We start from the raw sequence: 13,921 nt of genomic DNA, 5'->3' as shown, positions 1-13,921 counted from the left end.
TTATGTCGATAGCTCAACTGGGTAACTCATATGAATTCCCCCATCCCACTCATGCGCTGGTTGAACCCAATGGTTTATTGGCATTTGGAGGAGATCTAAGTGCAGAACGTTTACGAGTAGCGTATCATGGGGGGATTTTTCCCTGGTATTCGCCTGATGAGCCGCCTTTATGGTGGTCTCCCGATCCCAGGGCCGTGTTGATTCCAGGAGAATTGCATATTGGCCGAACACTACGTCGATTTATTCACAAACATACTTACCAAATTACGGTAAACTATGCTTTTGATGAAGTGATATATAATTGTGCTCAACGACAAGAAGGCACCTGGATTGGGTCAGATGTTCAAAAAGGTTATCAAACCTTACATAAAGAAGGATTAGCTCATTCAATTGAAGTCTGGCATGACCATCAACTTGTGGGTGGTTTATACGGCGTTTGTGTCGGTGCACTATTTTGCGGTGAATCGATGTTTAGCAAAATGGAGAATGCTTCCAAGTGTGCTTTTGTCGCATTCTATCACCATTTTTTACGTCATGGCGGCCAACTATTTGATTGTCAGGTATTAAATCACCATACAGAATCATTGGGTGCTAAAAATATTCCGAGAGAAAAGTTTCTCCAGCATCTTTATCAATTAAGAAAGCAGTCATTGCAATCAGGATGCTGGTCTGTACAAAAGCTGGATTTATAATCATCTCTTAGAAATAAATGCTGTTCATGGTGGGAATGTCATTAGCCATCATATTATCGTATGTAAAATGATGGCTTAAAATACGACATTCCTTTACATAGTGATGGTTTTTCGGCATTATCTTGCCGGTTAAAAACTATGGTTGTTACATTTAGAGGATTAGATGGCCAAAGAAGACACTAATTTTGAAATGCAAGGTACTGTTTTAGAAACACTGCCAAATACTGTGTTTCGCGTTGAATTAGACAACGGACACATTGTCACTGCTCATATCTCAGGAAAAATGCGCAAGAACTATATCCGCATCCTGACAGGAGACAAGGTTACAGTTGAGCTAACTACATATGATCCGGAAAAAGGACGCATTACTTTCCGTAGCCGCTGATTAAGATACCTTAGCACCACAGGTGATCGTACTTTTCAAAATTCACCTGTGGTGTAGCTGCTAATTTTTACTTTTTATCACCAGTCAGTTATCAGTTTCTATCACTGATACTACTTATGCTTATTCCATTTATATCTATATAACATGTTACAATACTGCATCTTCTGATCTCTTTTTATTCGATTTTTGGGCACTCTTAAAATCGTATACCAATGTCTGTTTAGCTTTATCAAGTTTAATCTTGACTGAGCCTCCATGCACCAAAGAGCCAAATAGCAACTCATTCGCCAGTGGTTTTTTAAGATTGTCCTGAATGACACGGGCCATAGGTCGTGCTCCCATCGCCTTATCGTAACCTTTGTCACATAACCATTGGCGGGCTGCTGCACTGACTTCCAAAGAGACGCCTTTTTCATCCAGTTGGGCTTGTAACTCGACGATAAATTTATCAACAACTTGCTGAATAATTTCAGGAGAGAGCGCATCAAACCAGATTATGCTATCAAGACGATTGCGGAATTCAGGTGTGAAAATCCGTTTTATCTCTTCCATACCATCCGGGCTGTTATCCTGTTCAGTGAATCCAATGGATTTACGCTGTATTTCACGTACCCCTGCATTGGTTGTCATCACCAAAATAACATTGCGGAAATCCGCCTTGCGGCCATTATTGTCAGTCAATGTACCATTATCCATAACCTGTAACAGCAGGTTAAAGACATCAGGATGGGCTTTTTCAATCTCATCCAGTAACAGAACAGAATGAGGATGTTTGATGATTGCATCGGTCAATAAGCCTCCCTGATCATACCCAACATAACCCGGAGGAGCACCGATTAACCGACTGACAGTATGGCGTTCCATATACTCTGACATATCAAATCGCAATAATTTGACATTCAAAACCTTGGCAAGTTGGACTGTAACTTCTGTTTTCCCCACTCCCGTTGGCCCTGCAAACAAGAAAGATCCTACTGGCTTATGATCCTGTCCCAATCCAGCACGGCTCATCCTAATGGCTTCCGTCAAAGCAACAATCGATTTTTCTTGACCAAAGACCAACATTTTCAAACGTTCATCCAGTGACTTCAATACATCTTTATCACTGGCTGACACTGTTTTTTCTGGAATACGGGCTATGCGAGCAACAACAGTTTCAATATCGGCAACATTGATCGTCTTCTTACGGCGGCTAGCTGGCACTAATCTGGTCCTTGCACCAGCCTCATCAATAACATCAATGGCTTTATCCGGTAAATGGCGATCGGTAATATATTTCACAGATAACTCAACTGCTGCCCGAATGGCCTTCGCTGTATAACGAACATCATGGTGTGCTTCATATTTAGCACGCAGCCCATTGATAATTTGTACCGTTTCTTCAGAAGAAGGCTCAAGAATGTCAATTTTTTGGAATCGGCGAGCCAAAGCCCGATCTTTTTCAAAAATATTGCTGAATTCGTGGTAAGTCGTTGAGCCAATTACCCGTATACGCCCACTGGACAACAGCGGTTTAATGAGATTAGCTGCGTCCACCTGCCCACCCGATGCGGCACCTGCTCCAATAATAGTATGGATTTCGTCGATAAAGAGAATGCTTTTACTGTCCTGCTCCAATGTTTTTAACAAAGACTTGAAGCGCTTCTCAAAATCACCGCGATACTTTGTTCCCGCCAACAATGAGCCAATATCAAGAGAATAGATGGTACAATCCTGCATCACTTCAGGAACATTCTTTTGTACGATACACCATGCAAGCCCCTCAGCAATGGCCGTCTTACCAACACCCGATTCTCCAACAAACAGAGGATTATTTTTGCGGCGACGGCAGAGTACCTGAATAGTTCTCTCCAATTCATTCTGACGGCCAACAAGCGGATCAATTTGGCCTTTCTGTGCCAGTTGATTCAGATTGGTCGTGAAATTTTCCAATCGATCTTCACTAATTACCGGCTCTTCCTGAACTGGATTGATACTGTGGTGAACATCATTATCTGATTCATCTTTGCGCGTTCCATGAGAGATAAAGTTTACAACATCCAAACGACTGACGTCATACTTACGCAGTAAATAAGCAGCCTGGGATTCCTGTTCACTAAAAATGGCAACTAAGACGTTCGCCCCAGAGACCTCCGAACGCCCCGAAGATTGAACATGAAATACCGCACGTTGCAAAACACGCTGAAAACTTAATGTAGGTTGTGTATCCCTGTCATCATTTTCAGATAACAAGGGGGTGGTTTGTGCAATAAAACTTTCTAATTCTTGGCGTAACATCGCCAAATCGACTTTACAAGCCTCCAGTGCTTCTCGCGCTGATGTGTTACTTAACAACGCCAGCAACAGGTGCTCTACAGTCATAAATTCATGTCTGTTATCCCTTGCTTTGGCAAAAGCAATATTGAGACTAAGCTCCAGTTCTTGATTGAGCATAAGCACCTCCTCCTAAATTTCAGTAAGCCAGATCAAACCTTTTCCAGCGTGCAAAGTAACGGATGCTCGTGCTCCTTAGCATACATGTTCACTTGCGCAGCTTTAGTTTCTGCGACCTCTGCCGTATAAATTCCGCAAACTGCTTTCCCTTTGTAATGGACATCCAGCATTAGTTGCGTTGCTCGTTCAACATCATAAGAAAAGAACTTTTGCAATACGTCAACCACAAACTCCATAGGGGTATAATCGTCATTGTTAAGAATAACCTTATACATTGATGGTGGTTGTAGTTCTTGTTTTACATCATCCTCAATAAATTCTTCAACTTTCAAATCGTTATAAAACTCAGTCATTATTCTTCCGCTGGGTATTAACTGTCCGCTGGATTTTAGTATGAACTTATTCATTCTACTGCTATATATTTTATCACTTCATAAAGCACTCTGCTTACCCCTCCCTTGATTAGCAGATCAGGATTTTGCCTAAAAATCGGATACCGTTATCTATATCAAACTTTAGCCATTTGAGACAGCCTGACGTTGTTTATATGCTTGACGACGTAATGAATTTCACTACAGTATATTTTATGAACACCGCTTTCTATCTGGGCGTTTGTTCATATTTTAAAATTTTTAGTGACTCCTAAACCCGAAATCGTGATACGAGGGATAGAGAAGTATGGAAACAGGTACTGTTAAATGGTTCAATAATGCAAAGGGCTTTGGATTTATTTGCCCAGCCAGCGGGGGCGAGGATATATTTGCTCACTATTCAACCATTCAGATGGATGGTTATAGGACGCTGAAAGCAGGGCAAAAAGTGAACTTTAGCGTTCATCAAGGCCCCAAAGGTAACCATGCCAGCCTTATTGTACCTCTGGAAAATGGTTCAAAATCAAAAAAATAGTGACCCGATAAATTTGTAATTTCCACGCCACAAATAAGCTTATTTGTGGCGTGCTATTTTATTCCCTTGCCAGTGCTTCTATAGGATCGAGGTGAGCTGCATTTCTTGCAGGTAGGAAACCAAAGATTATCCCTATTGCCGTTGAACAACCAAATGCAATGATAAATGCAATGAAGTTATAAACGAAATCCCAGTTCGGTAACATCAATTGCACCATAAAAGAAACGCTGTATGACAGAATAATCCCCAGTATCCCCCCTATTAAACAAACCAAAACAGCTTCAATAAGGAATTGCTGCATAATATCACTGGTTCTGGCCCCTACTGCCATACGAATACCAATCTCCCTTGTACGCTCGGTAACGGATACCAACATGATATTCATGACACCAATTCCCCCGACAACCAAGGATATTACCGCAACTAATGTTAAAAACATTTGCATCGTCCGGGTTGTTTTATCCATTATTTTAATGGTCTTATTCACGTTATAAGTGTGAAAGTCTTTTTTACCGTGACGGAATATCAGCAATTGATTAAGTTTTTCTTCTACTTCGTTGGACACATAGCCATCTTTTAACCTGACAACAATCGAATTCAAGTAATTTTGATTCATCAAACGGCTATTCATCGTACTGTAAGGCACCCAAACTTGTAATGTATTACTGCTATAAAGACTTTGCCCGTTAGCAATTACACCAATCACTGTCAAGGGCATATTTGTTAACAGTAACTCTTTGCCTACCACATTATCCTGGTAAGGAAAGAACTTCTTACGTGTATTATCATCAATGATAACCACTTGAGACTGACGTTCAATCATGTCTGAAGTAAAAGGAATGCCTTGAGAAAACCTCATTGCATATACCTGAAAAAAATCACTTCCTACCCCCGATATTTGTGCTTTAGCATCTATATTGCCTTGACGCAAACGCCCGCTATTCATAAATTCGGGAGAAGCTGCCTGAACATAGGGCTGAGATTTTATTGCCGGAATATCAGTAAGTTTCAGTGCCTGCATATCCAAAGCGTTATCACTGCCAAAATCTTTTCCTGGATAAATTGATATCGAGTTAGTGGCAATAGATTTAATATGTGATAACACCATCGATTTTGCCGCATCACCAATCACTACGATCGTGACGACAGAAGCAATGCCTATTATAATTCCAAGCATTGTCAGTAGCGTCCGTAGCTTATTCACATTCATAGCACGCCATGCCATCAATAAAGCTTCATTAAAACGTCCCCAGATTTGTTGCACTGAAGAGGTTTTTACATTGACAGTTTTTGTCTCTACAGAAGAAGGAATATGTGGTAATTTGTGGTGTTCAGAAGAGAGTACCTCACTCATGATACGCCCATCTTTAATCTCAATCACCCTTTGAGCCTGTGCAGCAATCTTAGGATCGTGGGTAACAATAACAACCGTATGTCCTCGTTGACAGAGTTTCTTCAAGATATCCATCATTTCCTGACCGGAAGTACTATCCAACGCTCCGGTTGGTTCGTCAGCAAGGATGACCTGACCACCATTCATAAGTGCCCTGGCAATACTGACTCGTTGTTGCTGTCCACCTGAAAGCTGGCTTGGTCGATAATCAATCCGATTCCCCAATCCAAGTCTTTTTAGCAATTCAATCGCCCGCTCACGACGTTGTATTTTGGAAACACCAGAATAAATTGCCGGAATTTCAACATTTTGTTCGGCGGTTAAATGAGTCAATAAATGGTAGCGCTGAAAAATGAACCCAAAATATTCCCTGCGTAACTCTGCCAATTCATCACTATCCAAATCAACAATATTTCTTCCCGCAACCCAATATTCTCCACTGCTAGGTTTATCCAAACAACCAAGTATATTCATTAAAGTAGACTTACCTGAACCGGAAGCGCCAACAATAGCCACCATTTCTCCGGCCTGTATAGATAACGAAATATTATCCAGAACAGTGATTTGCCCTTCTCCAGCGGGATAATTACGACTAACGCCTTTTAGTTCCAGTAATGTACCCATTATTACTCCTCTACGCTGCTATCACTGCGACTGGTGATCACTCGTTCGTTTTCCTTCAACCCAGAGAGCACCTGGACATTCGCGTTATCAAAGGCTCCTATTGTGATTTTACGTTTTTCTGCTTTGCCATTATGCAAAACACTCACTTCATATTGCGTAGAAAGTACATGCTGAGTTGAAGACGTATATTGGTGAGAAGCTATTTCCAAAGCTGAAATTGGGATCATCAACACATTATGCAAAGTCTGAAGCGCTATTTTTACTTGCGCAGTCATCTGCAAACGTAAAATATGTTCGGGATTAGGTACTTCAAAGCGGGCATAGTAGAAAATAGCGTTATTCTCAACTTGTGGTGTTGGCAGGGTATCTTTCAGGACGCTGTGAAATTGCCTCCCTGGCGCGCCTAAGATGGTAAATGAGACTTTCTGTCCAGACTCTAAATTGATGACATCGGCCTCTGATACTTCTGCATTAACAATCATAGTATCAAGATTTGCGAGTGTCAGGATGGTCGGTGCTTGCTGTGCAGCAATCACGGTTTGTCCCTGGAATGTTTTAATATCTGTCACAATGCCCTCGATTGGGGCAGTAATTCTGGTATATTGCAAATTCGTTTTTGCCGTATCAAGTTTGGCCTTATTTTGCTTAATTTGCGCCGCCAAGTCGTCAATTCTGGCGGATTTAGACTGCATATCTGTTATGCTGGAGTCCAATTCTTGCTGGGAAATTAAATGTAATTTAAACAAATGCTTCACGCGATTGACTTTGAGCTGCGCAAGTTTTAGTTCAGCCTGCGCTCCACGGAGATTAGCCTCCAGTGATTTTGCTGTTTCCTGAATTTCAGCCACAGTGTTTTTTGCTGTCTGTGGATCAATCAATGCCAATAATTGGCCTTGCTTAACCTTATCTCCCAATTTCACATAGAGTTCTTTCAACTGACCACTAACCTGAGCCCCTACATCAACTTTACTGACCGCATCCAATTTACCCACCGCCAGGACACTTCTTTCGAAATCTCCCTTTATCACTGCACTCGTCTGATATGTGATAGGCTTCGGCAGATAGAAGAAATAGAACCACACAGAAGCAATAGCTATGAGAATAAGCCCAGCTCCAATCCAGCGATACTTGGCAAAAAGAAGTTTCATCAACAAATACCTACCATTAAAATATGCAATCTAATGACTTCACTTGAACTTTACTGTATAGGACATAAACAAACTCTATCAACGGGATATTTCTGATATGTATTCTTTAAAAAAACAAAATAGGTAGCCAAAATTACGTTCAATTGACTTTCCCTCCCGCCAGCCAAAACAGGCTTAGAAGAACGTTGTAATGCTTGTTTTGGCATCTCCCAGCATATTTGCTATTTTGTGATATGCATCACTAAAACCAACTCGGTACAAAAAATTCTCCATATCCAATGCAGGTAAAGCAGTTAATCGATTCCTATCGGTATCGCAGATTTGTTCCGCGAAACTTCTGGCCGTGGTGGCCGCATACTTTTTACCAGATCATCTTGTAGCGCGACTGAGTCAAACTGTTTAGCCTCGGGTATTTTCGAGACTTTTTCGCGCCAGCAAACAGGGCTTTAAGTCCTTTTTAAGATCCAACGTAACATTATGCTTGCGGTACATATGAGATTTAATATGCAGCGCCTTGTTATTTATACGCAAAACGGACTGCACCAAACTGAGCGATTAAAAAACCAGCTTATAAAATGACAGGGTATTAGTAAAGATGGCTAAAAGGCTGGATTTATCCCACGCATTTTCACCAATCAGAATCGTATTCTCGTCAAGTACCCGTGGTAATCGGTTTATCCCCCTAAAACCAGAAATTTCTACCCGTCCCAGAAACATACATTCCTCTCTTTTCCATACCGGATTTACTTAATTTTATTTATAACACCCGTTCTATTAGAGATTAAAAAATGCTTTGAGTTTCAGTATGTTTCCCTTTATCCTACTTGTTATTTTAGTGTGATTTTTTTGTTTCTGTATGTTTGCTGGCTTTTGTGCCTTGTTTTCGTTATTAAGATTAGATAAAAAGACGTTTTTTTATTGGATAAGGATGTGGATCATGTATTCAGGATTAATCATTATTCTCCTGCCTTTGGCTCTGGGCTACCTTATTCATCTGAATAATAAATCGATGCTAACTCTCGTGCATCAGCTACTCAATGTCATGGTCTATATCATTCTCATTCTGATGGGTATCCGCCTTGCTATGCTGGAAAACTTGGGCAATCATTTACTTTCTATCTTGCTGTATGCAACAACATTTTTCCTGTGCACCTTTATAATTAATATGCTAGCGCTGTTCCTCTTGGATAAACGAGATCCGTGGATTATTAATCCACATAAACAGGAAAAACCCCCTTCCCGATTACATATGGCTCTGGACTCCGTCAAATTATGTGGTGCATTAGTATTGGGATTTCTGATTGGATTAACAGGCTGGTCAGTGTTTCATTTTTCCAGCCGAGCCAGCGAAATTGCCTTGATTTTTTTACTCTTTCTAGTTGGAATTCAACTGCGCAATAACGGTATGAGCTTAAAACAAACACTGTTGAATCGCCGTGGTACGATTATCGCTATCGTGGTTGCCATTAGTTCTCTGTTAGGTGGTGTACTGGCTGCATTTTTACTGGGATTACCGACCAAAACCGGCCTTGCCATTGCATCAGGATACGGTTGGTATTCCCTCTCCGGTATTTTAATTTCCGACGCCTACGGACCTGTGCTTGGTAGCACCGCATTTTTCAATGATTTAGCTCGTGAATTGGCATCCATCATACTTATTCCCATGCTAATAAATCGCTACCGTTCAACCGCATTGGGTTTAACAGGAGCAGCCTCAATTGACTTTACCTTACCGATCTTACAACGCTGTGGTGGTGTCAATATCGTACCGGTAGCCATCGTTCATGGTTTTATATTGAGCTTACTAACTCCTTTGTTCATCGCATTGTTTACCCAATAAATGGTTTACGCAATAAAAGCCATCCTGGTTTAGTGCGTAAACTGAATAAAAAAAATTTTCGATATAAAAATTAATCTACCCAACTAATATAAAAAGCAAAAAAAGATCTAAAAAATGCCGACAAATTGATTAGTTAACTAACCAATTCGATTAAAATAACAATTTTATGCAGATATCATTGCATAATTATGCTTATAGCATTAATATCGACCAGCCAATTAACTATTCATATTTTTCGTATGAGCATTCAATTAAAAAACATAAATTGTTTCTATGGTTCACATCAGGCTCTATTCGATATCAATTTTGAATGTACATCGGGAGAAACTGTCGTGTTGCTAGGGCCTAGTGGAGCTGGAAAGAGTTCTTTGCTGCGTGTTTTGAATTTACTGGAGCTGCCTCGTTCCGGGTTACTCAATGTGGCAACGCACCAATTTGATTTCAAACAGCAACCTAACCACAAAGAAATTCTCGCATTGCGCCAAAAAGTTGGCATGGTTTTCCAACAATACAATTTGTGGCCACACTTGACCGTGATGGATAATTTGATTGAAGCACCTTGCCGAGTATTGAAGCAATCTAAACAACAAGCACGGGAAAAAGCGGTCAAACTCCTTTCCCGACTTCGTTTGGGCGAATTCGCCAACCGTTTTCCATTGCACCTTTCCGGTGGGCAACAACAACGGGTTGCCATTGCACGTGCATTAATGATGGAACCTCAGATTCTATTGTTTGATGAACCCACTGCTGCACTCGATCCTGAAATCACTTCTCAAGTCATTGACATTATTAAAGAGCTGGCAGAAACCGGTATCACTCAGGTTATAGTGACTCATGAAGTGGAATTTGCTCGCAAAACAGCAAGCCAAGTTGTATATATGGAACAAGGACACATTCTTGAAAAAGGTGATGCAACTCATTTTATGCATCCTCAGACAGAATCCTTTGCTCACTATTTATCACACTGAAATACCATACAGGATCTATAAACTCGACAGATTTCAAGCTACTACATTCCTGTAAGGTAGCAGATTGAAAGATGAAGTAGATATATCGATAGTTGATTACAAAATAAACATCAAAGCAGTTATCAACCATAAAATTCATAAACAACAGGATATTGCTATGAAGAAATTATTGTTTGCAGCCCTATTGAGTGTAGTGACCTTGTCAGCAACCGCAGCAGAGAAAGCAACGCTCCGTTTTGCGACAGAAGCAACCTACCCTCCATTTGAATTTATTGATGCAAATAATCAGATTCAAGGATTCGACGTCGATTTGGCGAATGCCATATGTGCAAAGCTCAACGCAGAATGTACATTCACCAACCAGGCTTTCGATAGCCTCATTCCCAGCTTAAAATTCCGTCGTGTTGATGTTTTGATGGCGGGTATCGACATCACACCGGATCGGAAAAAACAAGTTGATTTCACCCAAACCTACTATGATAACTCTGCCATTTTCGTTGCTATCAAAGGGAAGTTTGCTCAAGTTGCCGATCTCAAAGGTAAACAAGTCGGTACCCAGAATGGTACTACACACCAGAAGTATTTGATGGAGCAACATAACGAGCTGAAAACCGTACCTTATGACAGCTACCAAAATGCAATCCTTGATTTAAAAAATGGTCGTATTGATGCGTTGTTTGGTGATACTGCTGTCGTCAATGAATGGCTAAAAAAGAATAAAGAGTTAAGCACAGTTGGCGATAAGGTAACAGACAAAAACTATTTTGGTATCGGTTTGGGTATTGCAGTTCGCAAAGGTAATACTGAGTTGCTGGATAAACTGAACAAAGCATTAACGGAAGTTAAACAAGATGGTACTTACGATACCATCTACAAAAAATGGTTTAAACAATAAACTCAATTCTTTCTAATGAATGAACTTCACACTTTAATCAATGCCGCCGGAGTCACCGTCGGCCTCGCCATTTCCTCGCTTGTTGTCGGTTTAGTTCTGGCAATGTTTTTTGCTGCGTGGGAATCCATTCGCTGGAAACCCATTGCTTTTTTAGGCTCCTGTTGGGTTACCTTGATCAGGGGATTGCCTGAAATTTTAGTTGTTCTCTTCATCTATTTTGGCAGTTCCCAACTCCTCATTACGCTGTCGGAAGGTTTTGATATCAATCTCATTGTTTGGCACTTTAAAATACAGATGGAAATTGACAACTTTGATGTCAGTCCTTTTCTGTGCGGTGTTATTGCCCTGTCTCTGCTCTATTCTGCTTATGCTTCACAAACACTGAGGGGAGCATTAAAAGCGGTTCCAATAGGGCAATGGGAAGCGGGCCAAGCGCTGGGGTTAAGCCAAAGTCATACCTTTTTTCGCTTGATTATGCCTCAAATGTGGCGCCATGCCCTACCAGGGCTTGGTAATCAATGGCTGGTTTTATTAAAAGACACTGCCCTGGTTTCGTTAATCAGCGTTAATGATCTGATGTTACAAACAAAAAGTATCGCTACCCGAACTCAGGAGCCGTTCACATGGTATATAATTGTTGCTGTGATCTATCTGATAATCACCCTGATCAGCCAATTTATTCTCAAACAGCTTGAAATACGCGCCACCCATTTTGAACGGAGTGCTTCATGATGTTTGAATATATCAAGGAAATTTTACCCGGCTTGCAAACCAGCCTCAGTTTGACTTTCTCAGCATTGCTGGCGGCATTCACACTATCCATTGTCTTGACCATGATTCTGACAATGAAACTGCCTGTACTTTCTCAATTGGTAAGAGGCTATATCACACTATTTACCGGAACCCCGCTCCTCGTTCAGTTCTTCTTAATTTACTATGGGCCGGGGCAATTTCCATCGCTCAAAGAATATCCGTGGTTCTGGCAACTTATGTCAGAGCCGTGGCTATGTGCAATGGTTACACTTACGTTGAATAGTGCAGCCTACTCAACCCTGCTATTTTACGGGGCTGTTAAAGCAATTCCTGCCGGACAATGGCAATCTTGCCAGGCCCTCGGTATGTCCAAAGTGCATTCTATGCGCATCTTGTTACCTTATGCTCTTAAGCGAGCACTCTCTTCCTATTCCAATGAAGTCGTGCTGATTTTCAAGAGCACTTCACTAGCCAGTACCATCACCTTATTAGACATCATGGGGTACAGCCAGCTTCAATTTGGGCGTAGTTATGATGCAACAATATTTATTGCCGCAGGTATTATTTACCTCTGTATAAATGGCCTTTTGACACTGCTGATGCGTATAATTGAACAGCGGGCCTTATCATTTGAACATCGCAATTAATCAGCATTCACACTTAATTATCTGATTTTACCTTTCCCACCCGTGATAACTTATCGTTATCACGGAGTAACCAAGATATAAAGTTGTTAGTTTACATTAAGAACTAACAGTGCCAATGTTTCATAATGTTCGGTATGAGGAAACATATCGAATAACTGTACTTTTTCTATTCGGTATTGTTTAAGCATAGTGATATCTTCCGCCATCGTCTGAGCATTACAGCTCGAATAGAGAACAAATTTAGGTGCCATCCGGCTAAGATATTCACATAGTTCTTTACCAATTCCTCTTCTAGGAGGGTTTACCAGTACTAACTCAGGTATTTGTGATTTATCAAGGGCAAAATGAGTAGAGTCCAATGCCTGAAAATCCACCTGCTCCAATCCCAGGCTTTTGGCAGAACTTTTAGCACAACTAATTGCTTCAGCACTGATCTCAATCCCTGTCAATCGGGTCTTTTTATCTGCACAATGCAGACCAAAACCGCCAGCACCGCAAAACAGATCCCACATATTGTTAATGTCTAATTCCCTAACCCAACGCCCTGCTGTTGCATACAGCTCTGAGGCGATATCTGGATTTGTCTGGAAAAAACTACGCGGGCGGATGTACAACGGAATGCCGTTAAAAGTTTCCTGTAACATCTTACGTTCGGTAAAAATGATTTCCTTCTCACCTTCCAGAATCGCCATATGGGTTGGCTGAATATTAGCGGAAATCACTGTTGCTTGAGGCAATTGTTCCTTCAGCCAAGGCAAAGCCTGCTCTAATTGGGCCCGTTTTGTTTCCGAACGCAAGACAAAGCGCAGCATTATTTCGCCATTAGCGCGACTTTCCGTCAGAAGAATATATTTTAATTCCCCTTTCCGACGTTCAACGTTGTACGGAACCAAACCAGCTTTGGCGATAAATGTTTTTATGACTGCAAATACCGTCTGAAAGTATTTTGGATACAGCGGACAGTCACAAAGATCTACCGTTCTGCCATCACGATGCAACATACCAAGCAATGGACGTTCAACACTGCCACTGACTACCATCTTGGCCTTATTACGGAACTCACTTGTTTTGCTGGTTACTGGTGACAACCAATGTACTACTGATCCTTTCTGTAAAAGTTGCTTTAAATGTTGTTGTTTATCAGATAATTGCTGTGAATAGGACTTATCGAGCCACTGGCAAGAGTGACAATGCCCTGCGGTATACTGCGCACATTGCATCGTAAAAAACCGTATCA

General features: G+C 41.1%; 13 protein-coding genes and 2 pseudogenes. 8 read left to right on the top strand and 7 right to left on the bottom strand.

Going from position 1 to position 13,921, the window contains the following annotated elements:
* Positions 1-2: 2 nt before the first annotated feature.
* Both aat and infA read left to right on the top strand, forming a co-directional pair.
* Complete coding sequence (gene aat, locus BDE27_RS11430) at positions 3-692, top strand: leucyl/phenylalanyl-tRNA--protein transferase (protein WP_099131967.1); 690 nt, start codon at positions 3-5, stop codon at positions 690-692.
* A gap of 163 nt (positions 693-855) precedes the next feature.
* Positions 856-1,077, top strand: a complete 222-nt coding sequence (infA, locus tag BDE27_RS11425) for a translation initiation factor IF-1 (protein WP_047767507.1) — start codon at positions 856-858, stop codon at positions 1,075-1,077.
* A gap of 147 nt (positions 1,078-1,224) precedes the next feature.
* On the opposite strand, the gene clpA is transcribed toward infA, so the two are convergent.
* A complete protein-coding gene (gene clpA, locus BDE27_RS11420; RefSeq protein WP_099131966.1) occupies positions 1,225-3,510 on the bottom strand; it encodes an ATP-dependent Clp protease ATP-binding subunit ClpA in 2,286 nt (761 codons plus the stop codon).
* A 32-nt stretch (positions 3,511-3,542) separates the two neighbouring features.
* On the bottom strand, positions 3,543-3,863 hold the full coding sequence (gene clpS, locus BDE27_RS11415) for an ATP-dependent Clp protease adapter ClpS (RefSeq protein ID WP_099131965.1): 321 nt from the start codon (positions 3,861-3,863) through the stop codon (positions 3,543-3,545).
* 325 nt (positions 3,864-4,188) lie between these two features.
* On the opposite strand from clpS, the gene cspD reads away from it, so the two are divergent.
* On the top strand, positions 4,189-4,416 hold the full coding sequence (gene cspD, locus BDE27_RS11410) for a cold shock-like protein CspD (protein WP_074018308.1): 228 nt from the start codon (positions 4,189-4,191) through the stop codon (positions 4,414-4,416).
* A 58-nt stretch (positions 4,417-4,474) separates the two neighbouring features.
* Here the strand turns inward: cspD and macB are convergent, their stop codons facing one another.
* The 4 genes and pseudogenes from macB to BDE27_RS11395 form a co-directional block, all read right to left on the bottom strand.
* Positions 4,475-6,433 carry a macrolide ABC transporter ATP-binding protein/permease MacB gene (gene macB / locus BDE27_RS11405; protein WP_099131964.1) on the bottom strand — a complete coding sequence of 653 codons (1,959 nt, stop codon included), beginning with the start codon at positions 6,431-6,433 and terminating at the stop codon, positions 4,475-4,477.
* A 2-nt stretch (positions 6,434-6,435) separates the two neighbouring features.
* Entirely contained in the window at positions 6,436-7,581 is a 1,146-nt protein-coding gene (macA, locus tag BDE27_RS11400) for a macrolide transporter subunit MacA (protein ID WP_099131963.1), read from the bottom strand.
* A gap of 362 nt (positions 7,582-7,943) precedes the next feature.
* Positions 7,944-8,137: pseudogene (locus BDE27_RS19965) on the bottom strand (RNA-guided endonuclease TnpB family protein); the annotation flags it as partial.
* Positions 8,138-8,157: 20 nt separating this feature from the next.
* Positions 8,158-8,298 (bottom strand): annotated as a pseudogene (locus BDE27_RS11395) (DUF2813 domain-containing protein); the annotation flags it as partial.
* 220 nt (positions 8,299-8,518) lie between these two features.
* Between BDE27_RS11395 and BDE27_RS11390 the strand changes: the two are divergent.
* From BDE27_RS11390 to artM, 5 genes are all read left to right on the top strand, one after another.
* Positions 8,519-9,421, top strand: a complete 903-nt coding sequence (locus tag BDE27_RS11390) for a LysO family transporter (RefSeq protein WP_099131961.1) — start codon at positions 8,519-8,521, stop codon at positions 9,419-9,421.
* Positions 9,422-9,660: 239 nt separating this feature from the next.
* On the top strand, positions 9,661-10,389 hold the full coding sequence (gene artP, locus BDE27_RS11385) for an arginine ABC transporter ATP-binding protein ArtP (protein ID WP_099131980.1): 729 nt from the start codon (positions 9,661-9,663) through the stop codon (positions 10,387-10,389).
* Between the two features lie 157 nt (positions 10,390-10,546).
* Entirely contained in the window at positions 10,547-11,284 is a 738-nt protein-coding gene (artJ, locus tag BDE27_RS11380; RefSeq protein ID WP_099131979.1) for an arginine ABC transporter substrate-binding protein, read from the top strand.
* 15 nt (positions 11,285-11,299) lie between these two features.
* The gene (gene artQ / locus BDE27_RS11375; RefSeq protein WP_099131960.1) at positions 11,300-12,016 is read left to right on the top strand and encodes an arginine ABC transporter permease ArtQ; all 717 of its coding nucleotides are present in this window, start codon (positions 11,300-11,302) and stop codon (positions 12,014-12,016) included.
* Entirely contained in the window at positions 12,016-12,684 is a 669-nt protein-coding gene (gene artM / locus BDE27_RS11370) for an arginine ABC transporter permease ArtM (RefSeq protein WP_099131978.1), read from the top strand. Before artQ ends, artM begins: the two co-directional genes overlap by 1 nt.
* Before the next feature lie 86 nt (positions 12,685-12,770).
* Here artM and rlmC read toward each other — a convergent pair whose 3' ends face one another.
* Positions 12,771-13,904 (bottom strand): 23S rRNA (uracil(747)-C(5))-methyltransferase RlmC, encoded by a 1,134-nt coding sequence (gene rlmC, locus BDE27_RS11365; RefSeq protein WP_099131959.1) that lies wholly within the window; start codon positions 13,902-13,904, stop codon positions 12,771-12,773.
* Between the last annotated feature and the right edge of the window lie 17 nt (positions 13,905-13,921).

This window comes from Xenorhabdus ehlersii, assembly GCF_003610465.1.
GTDB lineage: Bacteria > Pseudomonadota > Gammaproteobacteria > Enterobacterales > Enterobacteriaceae > Xenorhabdus > Xenorhabdus ehlersii.
Note: the sequence above shows the minus strand (reverse complement) of the source record. Positions and strands in the feature narration are given on the sequence as shown.

Excerpts from the sequence above, each read along its gene's own strand:
- aat (WP_099131967.1), top strand. The coding sequence starts at position 3 with ATGTCGATAGCTCAACTGGGTAACTCATATGAATTCCCCCATCCCACT.
- cspD (WP_074018308.1), top strand. The coding sequence starts at position 4,189 with ATGGAAACAGGTACTGTTAAATGGTTCAATAATGCAAAGGGCTTTGGA.
- macA (WP_099131963.1), bottom strand. The coding sequence starts at position 7,581 with ATGAAACTTCTTTTTGCCAAGTATCGCTGGATTGGAGCTGGGCTTATT.
- infA (WP_047767507.1), top strand. The coding sequence starts at position 856 with ATGGCCAAAGAAGACACTAATTTTGAAATGCAAGGTACTGTTTTAGAA.
- artJ (WP_099131979.1), top strand. The coding sequence starts at position 10,547 with ATGAAGAAATTATTGTTTGCAGCCCTATTGAGTGTAGTGACCTTGTCA.
- rlmC (WP_099131959.1), bottom strand. The coding sequence starts at position 13,904 with ATGCAATGTGCGCAGTATACCGCAGGGCATTGTCACTCTTGCCAGTGG.
- artP (WP_099131980.1), top strand. The coding sequence starts at position 9,661 with ATGAGCATTCAATTAAAAAACATAAATTGTTTCTATGGTTCACATCAG.
- macB (WP_099131964.1), bottom strand. The coding sequence starts at position 6,433 with ATGGGTACATTACTGGAACTAAAAGGCGTTAGTCGTAATTATCCCGCT.
- clpS (WP_099131965.1), bottom strand. The coding sequence starts at position 3,863 with ATGACTGAGTTTTATAACGATTTGAAAGTTGAAGAATTTATTGAGGAT.
- artM (WP_099131978.1), top strand. The coding sequence starts at position 12,016 with ATGTTTGAATATATCAAGGAAATTTTACCCGGCTTGCAAACCAGCCTC.
- clpA (WP_099131966.1), bottom strand. The coding sequence starts at position 3,510 with ATGCTCAATCAAGAACTGGAGCTTAGTCTCAATATTGCTTTTGCCAAA.
- artQ (WP_099131960.1), top strand. The coding sequence starts at position 11,300 with ATGAATGAACTTCACACTTTAATCAATGCCGCCGGAGTCACCGTCGGC.
- BDE27_RS11390 (WP_099131961.1), top strand. The coding sequence starts at position 8,519 with ATGTATTCAGGATTAATCATTATTCTCCTGCCTTTGGCTCTGGGCTAC.